At 41.7% G+C, this 23,636-nt stretch carries 21 protein-coding genes; 12 read left to right on the forward strand and 9 right to left on the reverse strand.

Annotated features, from left to right (window positions below; all coding sequences use genetic code 11):
• Nucleotides 1-620: 620 nt before the first annotated feature.
• The 3 genes from IJ00_RS02275 to gap form a co-directional block, all read right to left on the reverse strand.
• Entirely contained in the window at nt 621-1,574 is a 954-nt protein-coding gene (locus IJ00_RS02275; protein ID WP_035149649.1) for an NF038130 family PEP-CTERM protein, read from the reverse strand.
• Nucleotides 1,575-1,954: 380 nt separating this feature from the next.
• Nucleotides 1,955-2,956, reverse strand: a complete 1,002-nt coding sequence (locus IJ00_RS02280) for a transaldolase (protein ID WP_035149652.1) — start codon at nt 2,954-2,956, stop codon at nt 1,955-1,957.
• Nucleotides 2,957-3,222: 266 nt separating this feature from the next.
• Nucleotides 3,223-4,248: a type I glyceraldehyde-3-phosphate dehydrogenase gene (gene gap, locus IJ00_RS02285; RefSeq protein WP_035149653.1), complete on the reverse strand. Its 1,026-nt coding sequence runs from the start codon at nt 4,246-4,248 to the stop codon at nt 3,223-3,225.
• 290 nt (nt 4,249-4,538) lie between these two features.
• Here gap and IJ00_RS02290 point away from each other — a divergent pair, with 290 nt between their 5' ends.
• The gene (locus tag IJ00_RS02290; RefSeq protein WP_035149656.1) at nt 4,539-6,161 is read left to right on the forward strand and encodes a serine/threonine-protein kinase; all 1,623 of its coding nucleotides are present in this window, start codon (nt 4,539-4,541) and stop codon (nt 6,159-6,161) included.
• A gap of 32 nt (nt 6,162-6,193) precedes the next feature.
• Here the strand turns inward: IJ00_RS02290 and IJ00_RS02295 are convergent, their stop codons facing one another.
• Nucleotides 6,194-7,126 carry a DUF4349 domain-containing protein gene (locus tag IJ00_RS02295; RefSeq protein ID WP_035149658.1) on the reverse strand — a complete coding sequence of 311 codons (933 nt, stop codon included), beginning with the start codon at nt 7,124-7,126 and terminating at the stop codon, nt 6,194-6,196.
• Nucleotides 7,127-7,417: 291 nt separating this feature from the next.
• On the opposite strand from IJ00_RS02295, the gene ilvC reads away from it, so the two are divergent.
• Nucleotides 7,418-8,413 (forward strand): ketol-acid reductoisomerase, encoded by a 996-nt coding sequence (gene ilvC, locus IJ00_RS02300; RefSeq protein ID WP_035149661.1) that lies wholly within the window; start codon nt 7,418-7,420, stop codon nt 8,411-8,413.
• A 230-nt stretch (nt 8,414-8,643) separates the two neighbouring features.
• Here the strand turns inward: ilvC and IJ00_RS02305 are convergent, their stop codons facing one another.
• The gene (locus IJ00_RS02305; RefSeq protein ID WP_035149663.1) at nt 8,644-8,856 is read right to left on the reverse strand and encodes a hypothetical protein; all 213 of its coding nucleotides are present in this window, start codon (nt 8,854-8,856) and stop codon (nt 8,644-8,646) included.
• A 106-nt stretch (nt 8,857-8,962) separates the two neighbouring features.
• Between IJ00_RS02305 and IJ00_RS02310 the strand changes: the two genes are divergently transcribed.
• The 5 genes from IJ00_RS02310 (at nt 8,963) to IJ00_RS02325 (ending at nt 12,881) form a co-directional block, all read left to right on the forward strand.
• Nucleotides 8,963-9,223 (forward strand): hypothetical protein, encoded by a 261-nt coding sequence (locus IJ00_RS02310; RefSeq protein WP_035149665.1) that lies wholly within the window; start codon nt 8,963-8,965, stop codon nt 9,221-9,223.
• 185 nt (nt 9,224-9,408) lie between these two features.
• The gene (locus IJ00_RS02315; protein ID WP_035149668.1) at nt 9,409-11,061 is read left to right on the forward strand and encodes an alpha/beta hydrolase; all 1,653 of its coding nucleotides are present in this window, start codon (nt 9,409-9,411) and stop codon (nt 11,059-11,061) included.
• A 117-nt stretch (nt 11,062-11,178) separates the two neighbouring features.
• Nucleotides 11,179-11,382, forward strand: a complete 204-nt coding sequence (locus tag IJ00_RS28065; protein ID WP_144415966.1) for a hypothetical protein — start codon at nt 11,179-11,181, stop codon at nt 11,380-11,382.
• A gap of 50 nt (nt 11,383-11,432) precedes the next feature.
• Entirely contained in the window at nt 11,433-11,990 is a 558-nt protein-coding gene (locus IJ00_RS02320) for an HD domain-containing protein (RefSeq protein ID WP_035149670.1), read from the forward strand.
• Nucleotides 11,991-12,350: 360 nt separating this feature from the next.
• On the forward strand, nt 12,351-12,881 hold the full coding sequence (locus IJ00_RS02325) for a methyltransferase domain-containing protein (protein WP_035149672.1): 531 nt from the start codon (nt 12,351-12,353) through the stop codon (nt 12,879-12,881).
• A gap of 356 nt (nt 12,882-13,237) precedes the next feature.
• Here the strand turns inward: IJ00_RS02325 and trxB are convergent, their stop codons facing one another.
• A complete protein-coding gene (gene trxB, locus IJ00_RS02330; protein WP_035149675.1) occupies nt 13,238-14,596 on the reverse strand; it encodes a thioredoxin-disulfide reductase in 1,359 nt (452 codons plus the stop codon).
• A gap of 117 nt (nt 14,597-14,713) precedes the next feature.
• The gene (locus tag IJ00_RS02335) at nt 14,714-16,279 is read right to left on the reverse strand and encodes a metallophosphoesterase (RefSeq protein WP_035149676.1); all 1,566 of its coding nucleotides are present in this window, start codon (nt 16,277-16,279) and stop codon (nt 14,714-14,716) included.
• Nucleotides 16,280-16,383: 104 nt separating this feature from the next.
• Between IJ00_RS02335 and IJ00_RS02340 the strand changes: the two genes are divergently transcribed.
• Together IJ00_RS02340 and IJ00_RS02345 are read left to right on the forward strand one after the other, a co-directional pair.
• Nucleotides 16,384-16,650: a type II toxin-antitoxin system ParD family antitoxin gene (locus tag IJ00_RS02340; protein ID WP_035158306.1), complete on the forward strand. Its 267-nt coding sequence runs from the start codon at nt 16,384-16,386 to the stop codon at nt 16,648-16,650.
• Nucleotides 16,647-16,952 (forward strand): type II toxin-antitoxin system RelE/ParE family toxin, encoded by a 306-nt coding sequence (locus IJ00_RS02345; RefSeq protein WP_035149678.1) that lies wholly within the window; start codon nt 16,647-16,649, stop codon nt 16,950-16,952. Before IJ00_RS02340 ends, IJ00_RS02345 begins: the two co-directional genes overlap by 4 nt.
• 190 nt (nt 16,953-17,142) lie before the next feature.
• Here IJ00_RS02345 and IJ00_RS02350 read toward each other — a convergent pair whose 3' ends face one another.
• Nucleotides 17,143-18,975 (reverse strand): ABC transporter ATP-binding protein, encoded by a 1,833-nt coding sequence (locus IJ00_RS02350; RefSeq protein ID WP_035149680.1) that lies wholly within the window; start codon nt 18,973-18,975, stop codon nt 17,143-17,145.
• A gap of 426 nt (nt 18,976-19,401) precedes the next feature.
• On the opposite strand from IJ00_RS02350, the gene IJ00_RS02355 reads away from it, so the two are divergent.
• The 3 genes from IJ00_RS02355 to IJ00_RS02365 all read left to right on the forward strand — a co-directional run bounded on the left by IJ00_RS02355 (nt 19,402) and on the right by IJ00_RS02365 (nt 23,384).
• On the forward strand, nt 19,402-19,980 hold the full coding sequence (locus IJ00_RS02355) for a Uma2 family endonuclease (RefSeq protein ID WP_035149683.1): 579 nt from the start codon (nt 19,402-19,404) through the stop codon (nt 19,978-19,980).
• A gap of 113 nt (nt 19,981-20,093) precedes the next feature.
• Nucleotides 20,094-20,945 (forward strand): alpha/beta fold hydrolase, encoded by an 852-nt coding sequence (locus IJ00_RS02360; RefSeq protein ID WP_035149685.1) that lies wholly within the window; start codon nt 20,094-20,096, stop codon nt 20,943-20,945.
• Nucleotides 20,946-21,257: 312 nt separating this feature from the next.
• A complete protein-coding gene (locus IJ00_RS02365; protein WP_035149688.1) occupies nt 21,258-23,384 on the forward strand; it encodes a sensor histidine kinase in 2,127 nt (708 codons plus the stop codon).
• Here IJ00_RS02365 and IJ00_RS28070 read toward each other — a convergent pair.
• Nucleotides 23,381-23,614 (reverse strand): hypothetical protein, encoded by a 234-nt coding sequence (locus IJ00_RS28070; protein WP_144415967.1) that lies wholly within the window; start codon nt 23,612-23,614, stop codon nt 23,381-23,383. The two genes, IJ00_RS02365 and IJ00_RS28070, sit on opposite strands and share 4 nt — an antisense overlap.
• Nucleotides 23,615-23,636 lie beyond the last annotated feature (22 nt).

Raw genomic sequence — 23,636 nt, forward strand, 5'->3', positions numbered from 1 at the left:
GTCATTTGTCAATCAATTTAGTATTGATGTGTCAAATGTTCTATCAAATACACTGAGAAATACCTCGTCTATTCGAGAGATGTTGTTTGTTGGGGATTTTTGTGTGAGGAGGAGCAAGTTATCCCTTAAGGGATTTTTATAATGTACATTTTATCCTTGACATAAATCAAGCGTCTATATTTTACTCACTATTTTTAGTGTTTTGAAAAGAGAAAAAACCGATGATAGTTGACTTATCTGGTTTTTCAAGATATTATTTGCCAAACATTTGAGTAAAAATTTTAACTATATAATGTATGTATAGTTACGCAATCAGAGTCACTCTTATTAAAGAGGTATGATGCTAACTGAGGCTAACTCCATGAAAGTACGGGTATATGGTGAGGGATAGGTGGTAGATGGGGAAACCCCTGTCATGATTTGATGATTAATTAATGTCCTAATCTCATCTGAATTGCTAGGCAAGAAGCTATCAGATGCATTCAAGAGTTTTCACTATTTTCCTTCTCCCTGCCCTATTTTCCAGTGAGTTGTCTCAGGCAAGCAATCCTAGAAAGAGAAAAAAAGGAGCGAATTGCTCCTGGAAGTTTAACTCAGTTTTTGATTTACCGTTGTCTGAATTATGCTTGGGCAGCTTTTTTCAGCTTGCGTTGAGCAGCGAAGACACCACCGACAGCTAGCATACCCAACATTACAGAAGGTTCGGGAGTAGCTTTGGGGGTTTCTCTAGGAGGAACAATACCTTGGAAGGAAACTTCGTAGTTACCATTGTGGGATATATTATCTGCACCAATTCCTTTGTTGTTAACTAGCTTGGAATCGGTAGCAGAGAAACCGAAGAGGTAGTCTGTTGTACCGTTATATGTATATTTGACAATTTCACTAGCCCTGATAGTAGAATTTGCTAACTGTCCTCTCAAACCCTGAGCTAATAGTTTCTGAGGACCACTCAAACTATTAACGTACAGATCAAAGTAAGGTAATAGTAGAGAAGTCGCGTTCAGGTGTCCAGCTAGTCCGATACTGATTAAACCCGTAGAGTCGTCTTGGTTGACGTAGGAAATATTTGGATCACTAAAACGTTGGAAACCACCATTATTTTGGAAAGCGTTGAAGAAACCGGTACCTGCTGCTGTACTAACAAGAGAACCAAAACCATTAGCAGTTAAAGCAGAATCAAACCAGTGCCTACCCAAGGTTTTGCCAGTATTCTTGTAGTTACTAGTCCAGTCGCTCGACGTGAGACTGCTGAGGGTTAGAGCTTGTCCACCGATATTACCAGTCAATGTGGTATTTTTTGCAAAATCGAAACCAGTCTGTTCACTGCTAGCTGCCAATTCGATGTTACCAGTGGGACTGTTCTTATCACCACTTAGAACTTTCTGTATATCTGCTGCTGTAGGGTTCTGAACTCGAAATGTACTGGTTGTATCTGCATCGTAAACATAGTAGTCACTTGCATTAGTACCACCTATAGTCACATTTGTGAGGGTTCCAGCTTGAGCAGGGGCGATCGCGCTCATACCAGCTGCAAGAGAAGCGCCAATAAGTAGGGTTTTTGTAATCTTTTTCATCTTAAAGTCTCCGTTTGGTTTGGCAGCAAAATACTTTTTTTAAAAGATGGTTCAGCTGTGGAACAGCTTTTTAGCACTCTGGTAATAATTTCCTTTATATGGACAATTATTTGCGTAGCTGAGCGTGTCTGTGTATCACTACAAACACCATATTAATTCTTCTACAGAGAAAAAAGATGAAGTTGAGGTGGATTATTGTTTAAGTTATGACTAATAACTTGACACTTGGTGGGTAAATGGTTCAGTTAATATACGGAAAGTGGTGGTCAATTATGAGCATAGTTTGATGGCTCATTTCTTTGCCTATAAAAAAACCCGACTTGTGGAAGTCAGGTTCGATGATTTTCAGCAAAATTTAGAGACGATGGCAAAAAACAGTATTAAGCGCTAACGGGTGTTTTGCTTAAAACAGCTAATCTATCTGCCAACAACTGCTCTAGGGTTTCTAGAGCTTTGGTAAAACCTTTGATACCTTCATCTAGCTTTTCTGATGCCATACGGTCTTCTGCGTGCATCTTGTCAAAGGTAGCTTTATCTATGTGTAATTTTTCCATAGACATTGCTGCGGCTTTGCTTGGATCTAGTTTACGAGGTAATTCACCAATCGTTGCTTGCAGTTCAGCTAACAAAGCAGGGGAAATGGTCAGCAAGTCAGAACCTGCCAACTCAGTAATTTCACCCACATTGCGGAAGCTTGCGCCCATAACTTCGGTTTTGTAGCCGAATTTCTTGTAGTAGTTGTAGATTTGGGTAACAGATAATACACCGGGGTCTTCCGCAGAGGGATAGCTATCCCGTCCGGTTTCTTTTTTGTACCAATCTAGAATACGTCCGACAAAGGGAGAAATTAGGGTGATACCAGCTTCAGCGCAGGCGATCGCCTGATGTAAACCGAATAAAAGTGTCAAATTACAGTGAATACCTTCTTTTTCGAGAACTTCCGCAGCGCGGATACCTTCCCAGGTAGTAGCAATTTTGATTAAAATCCGTTCTTTACCAATACCAGCAGCAGCGTATTGAGCAATTAATTCCCGTGCTTTGGTGATAGTCGCTTCAGTATCGTAAGATAAACGAGCATCAACTTCTGTAGAAACCCGACCAGGGATAATCTGTAAAATCTTCAAGCCAAAAGAGACAGCCAAACGGTCAAAAGCCAAAGAAACTATTTGTGCTTGAGTCGCACCAGCACCAGCGTCTTTTTTTGCTTGTAGTAGGGTTTGGTCAACAATTTCCTGATATTCTGGCATTTGTGCGGCAGCAGTAATCAGGGAAGGGTTAGTAGTGGCATCCCGTGGGGTAAATTTTTCGATGGCTTGGATATCACCAGTATCCGCAACCACAACAGTCATTTCCCGTAACTGTTCTAATAAATTTTTAGACATAGCATCCTCCTTCAGTGTAATTTTTCCTGGACTGTTACTGATTGCCCAAACTACTCACTAATTTCAGACTTGTCGCCTCCAGACCTATTCTAGGCATCAGAAATGGTAGTTGACTGTCCAATAGTATCTAACTTAATGGAAGTACTGGTTCACTACTTACCGACAGATAATTGTTCTGTGTGATAGTGAATTTTTCCTTAAGAATGGAAAGGGAAAGAGGTAGAGGCATGGTTTTTATTAGCTCCTACCCATTCCCCATTCCCCAATTAAGAAATTCCTTCTTTTTGTGCCATGAGTAACATCAGGTCAACTACCCGATTTGAGTAGCCCCATTCGTTGTCATACCAAGACACAACTTTAAAGAAATTGCTATTCAGTTCAATCCCAGCACCAGCATCGAAAATACTAGAGCGGCGATCGCCCTGAAAATCTGTGGAAACGACCTCATCCTCGGTATAACCCAGAATACCCTTGAGTTCTCCTTGGGCTGCTGCCTTCATCGCCGCACAAATTTCTTTGTAGCTAGTAGATTTGACGGTTTTGAAAGTTAAATCAACTACCGAAACATCAGGGGTGGGAACCCGAAAAGCCATCCCAGTTAACTTACCCTTCAGTTCTGGTAATACCAAGGCTACAGCCTTCGCCGCGCCCGTAGAAGAGGGGATAATATTTTGAGCCGCACCACGACCACCACGCCAATCTTTCTTGGAAGGACCATCGACTGTGGGTTGGGTAGCAGTCATTGCATGGACGGTAGTCATTAACCCTTCTGCCAAGCCGAAATTATCATGGATGACTTTGGCAATGGGAGCCAGACAATTAGTAGTGCAGCTGGCATTAGAGACTATCAGGTGTTGACTGGGGTCAAATTGATCATGATTGACACCCATCACCATGGTTTTCACCTTTTCTGGGTCTTTAGTGGGTGCAGAAATTACCACTCGCTTAGCTCCTGCGGTCAAATGGTTAGCAGCGCCAGCAAAATCAGTAAATAATCCTGTAGACTCAACCACATAATCCGCACCCAATTTACCCCAAGGTAATTCGGCTGGGTTGCGAACTGAGACACAGGGAATAAATCTACCATCCACCACAAACCCATCAGCTTTCGCTTCCACAGTTCCTTGATAGGTTCCATGGGTGGAGTCGTACTTCAATAAATAAGCCAGGTTATCCGGTGGTACAAGGTCGTTAATACCAACAAACTCAACGTCGGGGTTATTCATGCCGGCACGAAATACCAAACGTCCAATCCGACCGAAACCATTAATGGCAACCTTTAACTTAGCCAAGACTATACCTCCTGTTAATCACAGCAGAATCAAGTCGAAAATCGAGAGATTAGCTCTATCTACTCTTTACCTTTCAATCCTGCCAGTGTCTGCTAGCTAAGGCATATTTGCTTGGCTTCTTTTAAGGTTTTGGGAAATATCCCGATTCCGGGAAAACAGATAGGCAGCAACTTACCCCATATTTATCCGTAGGAAAACAGGGTGCTTTTTGATTCTGGGAATTGATGAATATTGACTAACAAAATTTGGGCAAACTAGATTAGAACCGCAGTTAGGGATGCAAATTTTCTATGACAGACCCCAACATTGGTCGTTTACTAGCCCAACGTTACCAACTTCAGGAATTAATTGGCACTGGAGCGATGGGAAGAGTTTACCGTGCAAAGGACGTTTTGTTGGGAGGTGTACCTGTTGCCGTTAAATTTCTCTCCTTATCTGTTCAAAACAAGAAAATGCGATTGCAGGAACGTTTTGAAAGAGAGGCAAAAACCTGTGCTTTATTAGGTCAAAAAAGCATTCATATTGTCCGAGTCATGGACTATGGAGTTGATGAAAACGCAACGCCATATTATGTGATGGAGTATCTTCAAGGCAAGAGTCTCAGCCGTGTTATCCGCAAACAACATTTATCTCTACCCAGATTTTTGTCTATGGTGAGACAGATTTGTTTGGGGTTGCAGTCTGCTCACGAAGGGATTCCTGTGGATGGTAAAGTTTATTCCATCATTCACCGTGATATTAAGCCCAGTAATATGCTGGTAGTTCAGGATGCCAGTTTTGGAGAGTTAGTTAAAGTTCTGGATTTTGGTATTGCTAAGTTATTGCAAGCAGATAGCAATCAGACTAATTATTATCTGGGAACATTGGCATATTCTTCTCCGGAGCAAATGGAGGGGAAAGAGCTAGATAATCGTTCAGATATTTACAGTTTGGGTGTGATGATGTTTGAAATGCTGACGGGGAAAATGCCCCTAGTTGCAGATACCCATTCCTTTGGTGCGTGGTATCAAGCACATCACAAGCAACCCCCTCGAACTTTTAGCGAAGTTTCTCCCACTTTACAATTACCCAAGGAAGTGGAAGATTTGGTGATGAGTTCTTTAGCAAAAAAACCTGGCGATCGCCCCCAAAGCATCACTGATATTCTGCAAATCCTGACATCTTTAGAACAATTACAAGCCCCTCCCCGCAAGAAAAAAACAACTGCTGCGACTGCTGTACTTACACCTCCAGCATTACCCCAAGTTGCATCCCTGGAAGCAAAAGTTCCGGAAGCAGTACCACCTAAACAGGCGATCGCGATTCAAAATCATCCCAAGGAGAATGTCAATGATAAATATATACCCCTATTTCCTAATGATATTGCCAAGCGTCTTTCTTGGCCCAGCAATAAACCCATCGCTGATATTGTTTTTCCCCAAGCTATCAAAGTCAGTGGTAAGCTCACTCCTGCTTTGTGGGTGATGCTACCCCAGGAGGAAATTCATAAGCGTCTTGTCTGTACACGGTATAACCAATTTATTTTTATCACCGCACCCCATCCCACTATCCTATGGATTACCCTGATTTATAACCGTCAGTATGGTGCGAAATGGTTGCCCTATTACCTTGACCTGAAAACTCCCATTGGGCAAGAGATTGCTAATATGCTAGGACAAATTAGTTACTATCGCATCTTGTTTTTCGCTAAGGAAAATCCCCAGCAATGTAACCATATCCTAATTTCTACTATTGCTCCTACCCAATGCGAACGTTTACAGGAATGGGTAAATATGAGTTATACAATCACTTCGACAGGTGATTCCCAACTCAGTAAAAATTTACTCAAAAATGAATATGAAAAAATGAAACCACAGATTCTAGCCAAAATTCAGACAGCAAATACAGATTCTCACTTTGACCTTTCGGGCTAATTTCACAGGGTATAGTAAGGAGTAAGGAGAATTTAATCAGATTGGGTTGTCTCGGATGCGGATGCAACCCGTCGAGAATTACTACGTCGGCGTTGGAATGTGTATACAGCAACAGCAACAATTAACAGCAGGGGACTGTATACCATTAGCCAAATACCTAATTTCAGTAAACGCACCATGAATTTACCGAAGGAATTAGTGGAAGTATTCCAGGTTTCTTGAACTTGCACACCCAGGGTTCTACCTTGAGCGTTACTGGCAACGGCAGCTTCTAAGTTGAGGTTAATCGTAGAATAGGCAACTTGATTTTGTAAATTTTTTAACTGAGCGTCAATTTGCTCAATGGACTGGCGAGTATTACTTAACTCCTGGGAAACACTTAATACATCTCTGACTGAACCTGCCCGATCCATAATTTTTTGCAGGTTAGCCTCAGTTTTGCGGAGATTCGTTAATCTAGCTTGAATATCAACGAGGCGATCGCCCACATCTTCCGCGCTAATATTGCGACTCTTCACCGTTCCCAGTTTTTCCAACTCATCTAAAGTCTGATCGAGTAAATTCGCTGGTACTCGCATCTGGATAGACGCTGTATGGCGAGTAGACTCATTTTTTGGCTGTTGCTCCTGTAAACGAATCAAATCCCCCTGTTGCTGATTAATTATCTGGGAAATTTTTTCTACACTTTTGTCCACCGAGTCTACTATTAACATCATTGATGCTTTTTTGATTAACTTGGCAGCAGGGCGCTTTGCTTGAGAAGATGGAACTGATGATTTCGCTGCTTGTGCATTCGTGGGTGTAGTATTTTGGACTGCGGTATCGGCGACAACTGTACCTGGTGGTACGGCTCGATTACTACCTGGGGAAATTTCATTGGCAGCACAACTGGTAAAAATTGTACCTCCAAGAAGTAAAGATAACAGCCAAGTTGATTGATAGGTAAATTGTTTAAAACTGCTCATATATCGCCATAAATTCTGATAATTTTTAGTATGGCTGATGCATTCTCATTCCCCGGCTTCGTTGCAATTTATGTAACGTTTAGAGGAATAGAAGAATCTCATCAGGCAAATCACCAGATGCCAATATTTACAGGTTAGAGAAAATTTGTTAGAGAAAGGGGAACGTAATCCGGTAAAATAACAAGTCTGCAATCAAAAGCTTTATAACTAATTATTTGCCAAGTCTCTTGACAAATGATTAATGATTGATGACTTCACTAAACAGGATGCTTGCTGACTGGAGACTCTCCTATGGCTCGGATGTATTACGACTCGGACGCAAATTTAGACCTTTTGACTGGAAAAACCATCTCCATTATCGGTTATGGTTCTCAAGGGCATGCCCACGCCCTCAATCTTAAAGATAGTGGCTTGAATGTTATTGTCGGATTATATCCGGGCAGTAAGTCAGCAGCGAAAGCTGAAGCAGCTGGGTTAACCGTTAAGAATGTGGCAGATGCGGCGGCGGCAGCAGATATGATTATGATTTTGCTGCCCGATGAAGTCCAAAAAACTGTTTACAAAACAGAAATCGAACCCAACTTAAAACCAGGTAATATCCTCGCCTTTGCCCATGGTTTTAATATCCATTTTGGGCAAGTGGTTCCCCCTGCGGATGTGGATGTGGTCATGGTAGCACCCAAAGGTCCCGGACATTTGGTACGTCGCACCTATGAACAAGGGCAAGGTGTACCTTGTTTATTTGCAGTTTATCAAGATGCCACTGGACAGGCACGCGATCGCGCTATGGCATATGCTAAAGGTGTCGGTGGTACCCGTGCTGGTATCCTGGAAACTACCTTCCGTGAGGAAACAGAAACCGATTTGTTTGGTGAACAAGCTGTTCTCTGTGGCGGTTTGAGTGCTTTAATTAAAGCTGGTTTTGAAACTCTCATCGAAGCTGGTTATCAACCGGAATTGGCATATTTTGAATGTCTCCACGAAGTCAAATTAATCGTTGACTTGGTAGTGGAAGGTGGTTTGGCGACAATGCGTGACAGTATTTCTAATACTGCGGAATATGGCGATTATACCCGTGGACCCCGTGTTGTCACTGAGCAAACCAAGGCGGAAATGAAGAAAATTCTCAGTGAAATTCAATCGGGACAGTTTGCCCGGGAATTCGTCTTAGAAAATCAATCCGGAAAACCCGGTTTCACCGCTATGCGTCGCCAAGAAGCCGAACATCCTATTGAGGAAGTCGGTAAAGATTTACGAGCTATGTTCAGCTGGCTGAAAAAAGCTTAGTAGTACGGAATCATTCCGGTAATTCCATCTCACCCTCAATTTCTTTCCTGAATCAAGGAGAGAGACTGGGGGTTAGGACATAGCTTTTGATTGTAGTTAAGTGGTTTCTGTGTTGGCTTGGAATTTTTCGATAATGGCGCAAATTTTGTCTGGGGTCACGTCATTGAGGAATTTGAATGGTTAGCATGATTGATATCCTAACTAAGAGTTAGGTCTTATTGGAACTGACTTTACTTCTCTGTTTCTTCTATTGCTTTGTTTGTCCTTTCCTGGGGCTTAACTTTCGGTTGCCAACTGGGAAAGAATCCGACTATAAGTTGGTTGATAGTATTACGTGTATTTCTACTCGCTACACTCAATGGTTTCGGTAAGAAGCTATCACCAAACCCGATAAATACCAATGCTAATATCAATAGTAAGATAGTGCCTGTTTTTTTATCCATTTTTATTTAAATCCTCTGTATTCATCTATAAAACAAAACAAATTAATTTCGATAAACTAAACTGGATAGGAATAAAATCCCAACATAACTATTTAGGTGGTCAAGAATGGGTCGTTTAAATCCTCTATCCTTACAAATGCAGATTACTCGGATGTTTGAACAGGGGCAATCTTTGTTTGCCATTACCAAGGTGCAAGATTGGCTGAAAGAGAAGAATCAAAACCCTGCCGATTATGATATCCTATTCCGCCAAAAACCCGCCCCTCCTGGCTCTCAGAAAGTGATAGCGATTGAAATTGAACTGCGTCGCAAAGATGGACAACCAGTGGATCCATGGTTGCAGGAACAGGCGAATTTACAAGGTTAGGGAAGTGCGGGGGAAGAGGGATGATAGAGCGGCGATCGCCATTCCTTACCAAGTCAGAAGTCAGCCATCATTTATCCCAATCTCCCCGAATCTACCCTGGACAGGAGCCTGCCATTAGATATATAATCCTTGCCCATTGGCTAAGTATTTTTGCTAGTTAAAGAAAAAGAAAGGTAGCAAAATTTATGAGAATAGGCGGCAAGCATCTCAAGATATTTGCTAATGGCTTGGGTGGCATCATCTTTATGTATTTATGGGGCTTGTTTGCGTCGGTGCAAGCAGCAGAGAAAGTTGTGGTGCGGTTTGGTTCCTTTGCGGAATCCATATCTGTTGCCGATTTAAAACAGGTTGCGGAAACCGGAAAATTTCCAGCGGGCTACGGAATATATACGAATCGTCTCTCCAGCGCCCAACGAGACTTAATCATCAAGGCATTACGCACCAATTTACCCATTAGTGTGGTTGCCATGAATAGATTATTAAATACGCAAGTTGGCACAACGATTCTCCGGGATTTAGCAGCTGTCACCCAACGGGAAGATACTGCCGCAGTGCCGGCTCTGAGGGCAGCTTTGGTGTTAGGTGCTACCGACAAGCAGGGTTTGTCGATTTTATCTTTTATTGCTAATTATCCCAGCCAGCGTTTAGAGATTGATTTAGCCCAGGCATTTCGAGTTACTAGTAATCTGAATCTGGGATTTTGGCGAACTCAACAATTCATGGTGGCGATCGCCCCAAAATTAGCCCATCGTTCCGTCTCTCTCTCCCTACCTTTTGACCCCAGTCAGGCGGGAAAGGCTCAGTTTCAAGTATTAAATTTGACCTTAGATGATAGTAAGAGAGGGCGAAAAATCCCCGTAGATATCTATTGGTCAGAGGCTGCCACCCCAGAAAAGCCTGTAATAGTTTTTACCCATGGTTTGGGTTCCGTGAAAACAGAACTCAAGTATTTAGCAGAACATCTTGCCTCCCATGGCTATGTGGTTGCGGCACTGGAACACCCTGGAAGTAACGGTAATAACACCTACAGGGCACTGGCTGGAAAAAATAGATTAATGCAACCCCAGGAATTCCGGGAGCGCCCACGAGATATCAGTTTTCTCCTAGATGAATTGGCAAAATTAAATACCCGTGGGGATTCACCTCTCCAGGGAAAACTAGCTACGGATAACACCCTCGTATTAGGTTATTCCTTCGGAGGCAGCACAGCATTATCCCTCGGTGGGGCAGAATTACAGCTAGAACATCTCAAACAACGTTGTCAAAGCAATTTAGCGACCTTGAGTTTAGGAGAAGGAATTCAGTGTATTGCCCAGGAATTACCAGAAAATACCTACCAATTCCGAGATGCACGGGTGAAAAGCGCGATCGCCCTCAACCCCACCACCTCCCTGATGTTTGGTGACAGCGGCTTGAGCAAAATCCAAGTACCCACCCTCGTCTTAGCCGCATCCGCAGATAAAACTACCCCAGCTTTAGTAGAACAAGTTTTTCCCTTCGAGCAAATTCCCTCACCCAAATGGTTAGTTGCCATCCTAGGTGGCACCCATTTAAGCGTCAAAGACCCCTCCGTCACCCTCGATCAACCAGGAAGAGCCTCAACCCCCTACTCTGGGGATGAAATTGTTGATGAAAAAGCCCAGGATATTCGCCAATTCACTAAAGCTGTAGTTCTGGCAATGGCAGCCCAACTCACACCACAAGCCAAGGAATACGCCATCTTTCTGACTGCCGACTATGCCCAATCCGCTTCCACAGAAGCTTTCCCCTTTCGCATCATCACCGAAATTCCCACCGATGCTTTGACTGTCGTTCAGGAATATGTCCAGAAAAAGTAGCTCAATTTACTTTTAGCAATTTGCAATTTGCAATCCCTGTAACCACAAAAAATATTTTGTCAAGCATTGTTGACGAATTGTAATATATATGTTTATTATATTTACAGAAGTTAACAAATGCTAGAGCGACTTCAGCCCAACCATGTCAGACTCTGGTATGAATTAGCTGACATCGGTGTAAATAAAAACTTTTATTTTCTCATCGGTATCTCCCATCGAACGACATTTGGATTCCTCGTCTACACCTCGGTTAATCGCCGGGGTTTTTTGTTTTGGGAAGGAGGAAGGAGTAATGAGGAAGGAGTAATGAGTAATGAGTAATGAGTATTATTAGAAGGAAAGGATAAGACAACGTTTACACTGTATTAATAATGATAAAACCAAATTGGTCGCAGGAAGCCTATATTCAAGCCTATAAATTTGCAGCAAAGGCACACAATGGGCAGAAAATTCCAGGTTCGGAAATGCCTTATATTATGCATCTCAGCTTGGTGACAATGGAAGTTATAGCAGCTTTAGCTGTGGAGACAGAACGGGATGGTAATTTAGCAATTCAATCTGCTATTTTGCACGATACCATTGAAGATACAGAGATAGATTTTGAAGATATTTGCCAAGAATTTGGGGAAAATGTTGCCCAGGGGGTACTGGCTTTAACTAAAAATAATTCCTTGGAAAAACATCTACAAATGCCAGATTGTTTAGGACGGATTCAACAGCAACCACCAGAAATTTGGATGGTAAAGTTAGCAGATAGAATCACGAATTTACAAGCACCACCCCATTATTGGACAGAGGATAAAATTGCTCGCTATCGAGAAGAAGGTATTCTCATTTATGAGACTTTGAAAGACGCAAGTGATTTTCTCGCTAGGCGTTTAAGCCGGAAAATAGATGAGTATTTGTATTCGCTCAAAAAATCAGGGTAAAAGGGGATAACAAGCGTATATATTTATACACTATTTTACAAAAGCTGACTATCCACAGACAAAGTATTAGAACTGCTAAAAAGCATCAACCCAAGTAATACTAATTCTTCGACAGCAGGGGGTAGGGGAAGGATTATCTGTAGCCGGAATTTAGAGAAATGGTATAAAATAGCAGACCCATCAGCGCGTCAAATAATAGAAAGATTACTCAAAGCCATAGAGCAGCAATAAGCGGAAATCAAGAAATTCTATGGTGCGAGGATTTCTGAAATCAAGTGGCGATTTGGAAAAATTGAAGTTATCTTGATGGATAAATACAATAATTACCGACTGAAAAGCTCAAAATAATCGAAGAGAATCATGGAAGCAATTAAATTACATATTGGTGGACAAGAACCTCATTTAGAATGGAAGATTTTTGATATTGAAGCGCGTCCAGAGGTAGATTTTGTTGGTAATGCTAATGATTTAAGTCAGTTTAGTGATGACTCAATTGAGGCAATTTATGCAAGTCATGTTTTAGAACATTTTTATTATGGTTTAAATAATGAATTAATTGCAACTTTAGTAGAATGGCATCGCGTTCTGAAACCGGGTGGAAAATTATATATTAGTGTGCCGAATTTACAGGTTTTATGTTGGTTGTTTATTCATCCAAATTTAATGGCTTTAGAACGGCATCACATTATGCGGATGATGTTTGGTGGACAAACCAATGAATATGACGTGCATAAAGTAGGCTTTGACCCTGATATATTGGGTTTGCATTTAGAAGAAGCTGGGTTTACAGAATATACACAGGTGCAGGAATTTGGCTGGTTTAATGATTGTAGTTCGTTGCGATTTCTGGATACTTTAATTAGTTTAAATATGGTGGTGACAAAAGGGTAGTGTGGTTTTGATTTGATATTTTGGATTTTTAGTTAGATATCTCCAGAAATAGTCACAGGTCTATGATAAAAGCTTTTCCTTGGCGATCGCGCTTTCAAAACTAATAACAAATCCCCTAATTATATTATTACCAATATTTCTAACTAAGTACTTTTCTATACTTAAAAATAAAGTGTAATTTTAAGTGTTCCTTTGACCGGAAGAGACAGGGGGAACAAGCCCTTGGGTGAAGGGGAGCGAAACATAGGTACACAAGCTCCGTTCCCTTCCAGAGGCTCAGTGCATCGCTTCTAGGAAGCTTATAGGGAAAAAGTCTTCTCCCTTGCCCCTACCCCTTTTTTTCTTATTGACAGCATCTAAACCAAATCAGTAATTAACTGACGATATTCGCTTTTTTGCTTCACACCTTTGAGTTCTTTCACCAATTCCTTATCCTTAAAGAACTGTATAGTTGGAGTCCCCGTCACCCCAGCGTTTTCCGCAATTTCCCGGTCTTTATCGATATCAATTTCCACAAAGTGAATCTTGCCATCGAATTCATCTACCACCTTATTGAGTATAGGTTTCAAGGTATGGCACGGACCACAACCAGGGGCAACATATTTGACTACAAGTAGGCGATCGCTCTCATGAAACAATTTTCTTAGAGCATAACCACCATCATGACGAGTCGCTTGAATATCAAACTCTGTAGGGTTTTTTGCCGTTTCCACCTTTGTCTGTGGTAACACCTGTTGACTAGCTGCGGTTTGATGGAACTCCTGAATTAAATTATGCTCCGATAACCAACGCTCTGCCAAAAGTGCTGCCATACAACCAGTACCAGCAGCTGTAATCGCTTGTCGATACTCATGATCCTGCACATCCCCCGCAGCGAATACCCCCGCGACACTAGTTTTCATCCCCTCCTGGGTGAGAATATAACCAGTGGCATCCAAATCTAATTGTCCCGCAAATAGCCCCGTATTTGGCTTGTGCCCAATAGCATAAAATAAACCCTTAGCAGGAATTTCCTTCTCTTCCCCCGTCTGATGATTGCGGACTTTCACCCCTGTCATCCACCCATTACCGACAACATCCACTGCTTCGGTATTCCAGTGAACCTGAATCTTGGGATTCGTCAATACCCTATCTTGCATCGCTTTAGAAGCACGCATTTTCTCGGAGCGCACCAACAAATTCACCTTAGAACCATATTTCGTCAGGTAAATTGCCTCCTCTGCTGCGGAATCCCCTGCTCCAATTACCGCCAATTCTGCATCGTGAAAACTCGGTGTAGCTCCGTCACAAATCGCACAGGCAGAAATACCTCGGCTCCAAAATTCTGACTCACTAGGCAAACCTAAGCGTTTCGCCGTTGCTCCTGTGGCAATGATAATACTGTGGGTTTGCAACTCCCTCTCCTCGGAACGCACGGTAAAAGGACGCTGGCTTAAATCTACATGAATTACATCTTCTGTGTATAATTCTGCACCCCACCGTTCCGCTTGAGCTTTCATCCGATCCATTAGCTCCGGTCCAGTAATCCCCTGGGGAAAACCTGGGAAATTCTCAACTTCCGTTGTCGTCATCAACTGTCCACCAGGCAAACCCCCAGCTTGAAAACCCTCAAATACCACGGGTTTAAGGTTTGCTCGTGCAGCATAAATCGCAGCAGTGTAACCAGCAGGACCAGAACCGATAATTACTAAGTTTTCTATTCTTGGGTTACTCATGACAGCTTTTAATATACAAACTCATAACGACTACGCTTAGTATAGCAAAAAAAACAAACCTGTAAAGTGTGGAATTATGCGCGAGTCAATTTTGATTTAACAGAAGAGTAAACATATTCACCCCATGATTAAGGGTTCCAACTCTGGATAGTGCCATTCTCCGGCAAATCTTTCTACCACCAAAGGTTTGAGAATAAACTTAGGGGGGTTTCCTGGTTGTACATCTACCCGCAAAGAGGAATAGGGTAAACGTTTTGTGCTGCTGTAGCCATTACGACCAAGGAATAATTTAGAGTCAGCAACTTTACGGATAACTCTGCCTTCTGGAACTTCAAAAATTTCTGCTAAATCTCCCCCTTCGGGACGCTGACGACGGGGACGGCGACCACTACCACCACAAATGATACAGTTAAGATGGGAGTCTGCGTGTCCTGTATCAACGGTGTGTAAGTATTCTAAGCAGTGGGCATGACCGTTAAAGATTAAATCCACAATCGAGCGACCCTCGGTAATATTTGTGACTTTTGCTGCCACCGCATCAAACACCCAGCGCAGACGACGACGGACTGCCAGGGTTTGTGCTTGATGCCACTTACTGGCTTCCGTGACGAAGGGGGGATGGTGGAAATAAATAATACGTCCGCGCACTTGAGGATTTTCCCAGGAAGCGATTAACCTGTCACGCAACCATTGCAATTGTTCCCAGTCGGTAGTGTCTTCTGCATGGGAGGCAAGTTGTTTTTCGATGTCGATTTTAACTTCATCAATTTGGTATAACTTGGCTTGGAGAGCGTCTAATTGTTCGGAGTTTTCAGGGTCGCATTTATTACAAGCTTCTAATAACTGTAATTCTTCTTGCTCAATTTCCTGGCGTTGCTTGGCTAATTTTTGACGATAGTTGGTACCTTCGAGGGTGTCTGGTAGGGGTATGGGTTTGTTAAAGGTATTAGAATCTAAGGCGAAGAAATCAATCCCACCATAGCGGAAGGTGTAGTAGCGGTTGGGTAAACGGGTGAAATGTCCGGGTTGATAACGCAAACAGCGTCCGGTGTCAGTTTTGCCAGTGTAATATTTATCGAGGTGGAGTGCTATTTGTTCCGGAGACAGATAGGCTTTGAGATAATCAAGAAATGCTTGGGCGTAGGCTTTGCCCTGGTTAGAACCATGCCAACCGATTTCCACATCTTTGTAGCGAAAGAGTTTACGTAGGGGGAGAGTCATCCCAGCAATGAGACGGTACATCAGGGGGACATCGTAGTAGTCATGGTTGCCGAGTACTGGGAGGATGGGAGTTTTAAATACCATGCGATCGCTATGGATATTTTTCCAGTTTTCTCCACCGACAAGAAACTCCCGATAGGGTTCAATAAAGTTTTGCGGATAATATTCATGGGAACCCACCATGTAAACCACATCACCTGTATGTAGAGCAAAGCGACATTCTTCCAGGTGGGGTAGCATTAGCTCTGCGACTAGACGCTGGGGATTTTGTTGGTAATGTGACTGGGTTCCACTATCCCCCATCACCAAAAAAGAAAATTCTGGATTCTCCTCTTTTCCATCATCTAGAACCATTGCCGTTTGGTCAATTCCCCGTTGCACAATACTAGGATGCATCCATCGCACCCGTTCTTTCATTTTTTGGATTTTGACTGGAATTGGCGGTTCAGAAATAAATCTCATGGTTAGTCATGAATCAGGAAAAGGATAGAGGTTTTTTCTTGAATTTAATGGATATCTTTATAATAGAGGATATAAGAACAAATCCACCGTATAAGATGAAAATTATGAATATTCGACTTAAGCCAGAAGATGAGCAATTTATTCAAGCACAAATTGCCAGGGGTAAATATGAAAATCCGGAAGATGTTATTAGTAAAGCATTGAGATTATTGGATGAGTGGGAGAAAGGCTATCAAAATTGGGTGGAAGAAACTCGTCAAAAAGTAGAAGTTGCTGCTGAACAATTGGAACGAGGTGAAGGAATTGAGGGGGAAGTTGTGGTTGAACGACTGCGAGAAAAACTGCGGCAAGCTCGAGAGAATCAAAGATGAAACAGCACATTATCTCTCCAGAAGCGAATCAAGATTTAGAAGAAATTATTGATTATTTCACAAGCCATAATATTGATGCAGGGGAGCGTTTTGTTGATGAGTTTAATAAAAAATGTAGATATCTGGCGAATTTCCCCAATATGGGACGCAGTTATGCAGATATTAAGGATTACTTGCGAGACTTACCATTAGAAGGTTACATAATTCTCTATCGAGTTACTGACACTGGAATTGAGATTTTGCGTGTAGTTAGTGGTTATAGAGATTTGGAGTCTTTATTTGTGGATGCAGATAACGATTAAGTAGCCATCATGAACTGCGTACACCAGGACACATGAAAATAGGGATTGGGCATTAATTATTTCTCCCTTATCCCCCTTGTCCCCCTTGTCTCCCTTGTCCCCCTTGTCTCCCTTATCCCCCTTATCCCCCTTGTCCCCCTTATCTCCCTTGTCTCCAGCTTTTTCAAGCTAGGTGTTTCTAGCCCCTTCCCTAACGATATCCGGCAGCTTGCAAATGAAATAGCTGTGCATACCTGCCATCAAGGGCTAATAATTCGGCGTGGCTACCTTGTTCTAAAATTTCCCCATGCTCAATTACGAGGATTTTGTCAGCCATACGTACTGTGGAAAAGCGGTGGGAAATTAAAAACACCATTTGATGTTTGGTAAGGGTGCGGAAATGGTTAAAAATCTCATATTCTGCCTGTGCATCAATCGCAGATGTGGGTTCATCTAAAACTAAGATATCTGCACTTGTCCGCATTAAAGCACGAGAAAGGGCGATTTTTTGCCATTGCCCCCCGGATAATTCCTGTCCTCCCTTAAACCATTTTCCCAGTTGGGTGCTAAAACCTGCGGGTAGTTTTTCAATGAATGATAGAGCCATCCCTTTTTCGGCGGAAGTTTTCCATCTTTGCTGCTCTTGGAGATTTTCCACATCCCCCACACCAATATTTTCCCCGACGGTGAACTGGTAGCGAACGAAATTCTGAAAAATTACTCCCATGCGTCTGCGTAGTATATCTACATCCCACGCTTGCAAATCTAAACCATCCAGTAAGATGATTCCCGAATCCGGTTGATAGAGTCGGGTGAGCAGTTTAATCAGAGTCGTTTTTCCAGAACCATTTTCCCCGGCGATCGCCAACTTTTCTCCCGGTTGGATATGGAAAGAAATCTGCTTCAATGCAGGTTCACTGCTTCCAGGATAGGTAAATGTCACATCAATAAAGCGAATCCCATCACCAGGTTTGCTTCCTTGGGTTGCCCTACCCTGGGGTGGAGTCACCTCTGATTCTAAAAATTCGTACAAATTGGCAAGATACAGATTATCTTCGTACATTCCCCCGATAGAAGTCAGCGCTCCAGCAAAGGTATTTTGCCCCTGACGAAACACTGTCAGATACATTGTCATGTCTCCTAGGGTAATTTTTCCTACCATGGTTTCCATGACAATCCACCCATAGGCAATGTAAAAAGCCGCAGTACTCAATAAACTCAAGACATAACCCCAAAATCCCCGTCGTAAAGTTAAATCCCTATCCTCTCGATACATTTGCTGAAATACACCATGGTAGCGCCCCAGCAACATTTGCCCCAGTTGGTAAAGCTTGACTTCCTTGGCAAAGTCTTCCCTCGCTACCAAGGTTTCCAAATAATGCTGTTGACGAGATTCCGGTGCGCGCCAAGTGAACAAGCGAAATGCTTGCCCTGCAAATTTCGTCTCCGCAACAAACGCAGGCATCGCAGCTATAATTAATGCCACCACCGCCCAGAAAGAAAACTTAATTAGTAAAGCACCGTAGGTAAATAAAGATAATCCACTCTGTACTAAACCAAAGGTTCGATTTACCAAAGACAAAGGACGAATGGAAGCTTCCCGCCGCGCATTCATCATTTTGTCGTAGAATTCTGAGTCTTCAAATTGGGCTAATTCTAGGGTGAGAGCTTTTTCTAAAATCAGTACATTCACCCTCTGAGCTAGTAGCGCTCGCAACAGTGACTGACAAATAGTTAGCCCCCGCAAACTACCAGTCAAAACAATCACCGCCACAGCTTCTAAACCGACATACATTAATGCTCCAGAATGATTGACAACACCCTGATTTTGTGAATTAACTTGGTTAGATAGAACTACCGCATCCACAATTAACTTACCGATATAGGCAACAATTCCTGGCAGTAAGCCAGAGATGAGGGTAAGTAGGGCGAGAGTAATAGTTAAGAGTTGATGAGTATTCCAAACCAAAACCACAGCTTTCCCACTGTAGCGAAACACAGCGAGGAGCTGACGCAGAGATTTACGTATTTTCCCAGTCTTCATTCTCCATTTATAGCGTAAAACCGACCCCGCTCACCCTCCATGACTCTGTCAATTTTGAGATGTTTTTCGACCTTTGACAATCAAATGATTGATATTACTGGGGTCTTTTGCAATTTTTTTATTACCTTACCTTGAATTAACTTAGCATTAATAATGATAAAACTATGCCTTATCTTCTCTGTCTTTGGTAAAGGTTAGGAATTGAGTTTTGAGATATAAATAGAAAAACGCTATAGGAATCATATTTGATTTCTGAAAAGATAGGTAGGGTGCTATTAGCGAAGCATAACGCCCTATCATGTCAGACTTTGGTGCGTTACGACTTACGTCTAACACACGCTACAAATAAGAAACATACCTAAATCTTTTCAATATTCCAACGGGATTCCTATATAATTAAGAGCAAATATCAAATTCCCCATTGATATGACCAGCATTACAATTAATTTTCAAAGTATTACTGAAATCAGTGATGAGCAATTCTATCAACTATGTCGGCAGAACCCCGATATCAAATTTGAACGTAATACCAGGGGGGAATTAATTATTATGCCGCTAACGGGAGGAGAAACCGGAAAAATTACTGCGAAAATCATCACTAAATTTGTTTTGTGGAATGAAGAAACAGAATTAGGAGAAGTTTTCGATTCCTCCACTTGTTTTAAACTTCCGAATGGTGCTAACCGCTCTCCAGATGTATCTTGGATAGAAAAGTCGAGATGGGAAGGTTTATCGCAAGAAGAACGGGAAAAATTTCCCCCCATTGCCCCTGATTTTATTTTAGAGTTAATGTCTCCATCGGATAGTTTGCCAGAAATTCAAAAGAAGATGCAGGAATATATGGATGGGGGTGTAAAATTAGGTTGGTTAATTGATAGAAAAAACCGTTGTGTAGAAATTTATCGCCAGGGAAAAACTGTAGAAATATTGACAGCACCGACAACAATTTCGGGAGAAGATATCTTACCTGGGTTAATTTTAGGTATGCTGTTTATATGGAATTGAATTCCTGCTAGGTTGCTTTTTTGGTAATATCATCTCAATACCCAATACTTGGCAAAAACTGCATTTTATCCCACAACCCAGGGCAATAATTATATCTGTAAAATTGACAAATCATGTTACCCCTACGTCAAACTCTCTCAACACCAGATATTCAGCTTTCCTACCTAGAATGGAATCAGGGAAAGGAACCCTTATTATTACTCCACGGAATGGCTGATCATGCCCTGGTTTGGTCAAGCTTAGGTAATCATCTCGCCTCAGATTATCACATCATTGCTCCCGATTTGCGAGGTCATGGGGAAAGCAGTAAACCGGAGCAGGGTTATAGTTTTGAGATGGCGATCGCCGATTTGGAAATGCTGATGGATACCGTCGGTTTTAGCTCTGCCCATATCCTATCCCATTCCTGGTCTGCTAAACTGAGTACTATCTGGGCAAGAAAAAATCCCCAACGTTTCCGGAGTTTGGTGATTGTAGACCCAATTTTTGCCTGGAAAATGTCCAGTATTTTCAACTTTACCTTTCCCTTTTTCTACCGCGTTTTACCCTTTCTTCAGGGAATGGGACCCTTTGCCAGTTATGATATAGCAGAGGCGAAAGCTCGTACCTTCAAACAATACAAAGATTGGACACCCCTACAACAACAAGTATTTCAAGCTGGAATTATCGAAAAAGCTGATGGTACTTGGGTTAGTAAGTTTACCGTAGCCGCCCGTAATGGTATTTTTGAAGAAGTCATGAAAGTTCCGGCTTTAACTGTTCCTGTAACTACACCCACACTGCTAATCCAACCGGAAAAAGGTGTCAATCGTTTCGACTGGCAACTGCAACCATACAAAAAATATCTCAAAAATCTGCAAATCTCCCGCGTACCTGGTAATCATTGGGCATTTTTGACGGAACCAGAGGTATTTAATCAGACAGTTGCAGAGTTTTTAAGTAAAGCAAAATCACTTCACAACTAAATAATCATCCATTCTCTTTGCTATGAATCGGTAGTATTAGACAGATAGGAGTAGTTTAGTTAATTTTTGGGTATATTTAGATAAATGGGTGTGTTTGTCTGTCATTTTTGACTAAGGAAAATTAATTAAATTGAAACTCTCCGGGGAAAGCATTCAGCATTCACGGGTTGACTTTGTCATGAGATGACAACAAAGAGAAAGCCTTAATGATTTGAAATAGATATCATTCAAGCTACCACAATAATAACATCAATTAGACCTATTTTAACTATTTATTGCTGACTTTCATTATCTCTGGTTTTAAGGGTATTCATGATTTTAAAATGGTTTTATAATTTGCCAATTCGGCGAAAGCAATTAATTGCCCTATTTACTTCGGAAGTGATTTCAATTGTGGGGCTAGTGGGAACAGGTTCCCTATTAATTATTAGTGGTGGGCGTAGTCTTTTAGTGAATCAAGCGAAGTCAGAACTAGCGGTAACGGAGATTAACTATAATATTAAAATTAATCAAATGGGATTTGGTTTTCGGGGACAATCCGATAATGTAGCAATCATCTCTGCTGCCCAACAATATAGCCAATTTCAAAAAATTAGTCCTAGCTTGCAACAGGAAGTCAAGAAAATATTACAAAATGAAGTTAAAGCTCGTAAAATTGAATATGCAACTTTAGTCAGTCAAGACTTCCGAATTATTGCCAATGCTAATCGCGATCGCCAAGGAGAAATCTTTAATCCCCAGAATTTAGTCACCCAGGTTTTCCGCAAACCAGAGCAAATCAAAACCAGTGAAATTGTTTCCTGGGAAGAATTAACCAAGGAGAATCCTCCCTTACCGTCAGGGGTTGCGGGGAAAGAATCCTTGATTCGCTACACAGTCACACCAGTCAAAGATCCACAGACTCGTCAAGTGATTGGTGCATTGATATCTGGAGATATAGTCAATCAAAAATTACCGATTGTGACTCAAACCTTAGATGCACAAGATGGTGGTTATAGTGCAGTTTATTTACAATCATCTACGGGAGAATTTCATTTAGCAACTGCGGCAATTGAGACAACTAATTCTCAACAAAATCCGGATAAAACTACAGCCAATTCCCCATATTTACTAAATTTTCCCCTACCAAATACATCTTTGTTAGCAAGTGCAGTGACTACAAATAATCAGATTGTCACTGAGCGAATTTCTCTACAAGGTAAAACCTATACAGTTGCAGCAAAAAAGCTTATAAACTATGCAGGTAAACCAGTCGCAGTATTAGTGAGGGGTACACCAGAAACAGATTTAAATAATTTACTCAGAGATAGTTTAGCCCTACAAGCAGCGATCGCCATCCTCACATTACTAATTGATATTGGATTAGCTGGACTTTTAGGAAGAGCGATCGCGCGTCCCGTCAAACATCTTACACAGGTAGCAAAACAGTTTTCCCAAGGCAAACTTACAGAAAGAGCAGAAGTTATGTCTAAAGATGAAATTGGAGAACTGGCAGTTAATTTTAACAATATGGCAGAAAGATTGTCTCTACGAGAACAGACAATTCAAGAACAAATGCAACAATTACAAGCAACTTTAGCAGAATTACAAGAAACACAAACTCAATTAATTCAAACCGAAAAAATGTCTAGTTTAGGGCAAATGGTAGCAGGAATTGCCCACGAAATTAATAATCCGACGAGCTTTATTTGTGGGAATCTGTCACCTTTAACTAATTATGTCAGCGATGTTTTTAAATTATTACACCTATACCAAAAATCCTATCCTGAAACTAATGCCGAAATTAATCAGCTAATTCAAGAAATCGATTTAGACTATTTACAAGAAGATTTACCCAAATTAATCAATTCCTTGAAGGTGGGTAGCGATCGCATTGCCGAAATTGTCCTTTCCCTGCGGAATTTCTCCCGTCTGGATGAAGCTGAGTGTAAATTTGCAGACATTCACTCCGGAATCGATAGTACCTTGATGATTTTGAATCATCGTCTGAAAGTGCAACCCCATCGCTGCGCGATCGCAGTCACCAAAGAATACAACAATTTACCCCCAGTAGAATGCTACCCTGGGCAGTTAAATCAGGTATTAATGAATATCCTCAGTAACGCGATTGACGCTCTCGAAGAAGTCATCGAAACCCATTCCATCCAACCCCAGATTCAGATACGTACCCAACACATCACCCCAGAAGCGATCGCTATCCACATCAAAGATAATGCATTAGGAATACCAGAAACCCTCCTTGCCAAAATATTTGACCCATTTTTTACCACCAAACCAGTAGGTAAAGGTACGGGAATTGGTTTATCTATCAGCTACCAAATTATTGTGGAAAAACACCAAGGTGAATTACAGTGTTTATCTACCCCAGACAAAGGTACAGAATTTATTATCCAAATACCCATCACCCAAAAAGTTAAGAACTCCACAGAGAATAGTTAGGCGATCGCTTTGGTTGTTGTACTTATCAGGAATGAGGTATGGAAGAACCCCTCCCCATCCCTCCCCGAAATCGGGGAGGGTGCCCGATAGGGCGGGTGGGGTTGTATTTCATCACCCGAAAAGTCAAGAACTCCACAGAGAATTGTTAGGCGATCGCTTTGGTTGTTGTACTTATCAGGAATGGTGTTTTTAGTAACTATATTTTGTGAAATATAAGTATTTATTTGCAAAAATCACAGCTTTTTATTTTGA

Source organism: Calothrix sp. 336/3 (assembly GCF_000734895.2).
Lineage (GTDB): Bacteria > Cyanobacteriota > Cyanobacteriia > Cyanobacteriales > Nostocaceae > 336-3.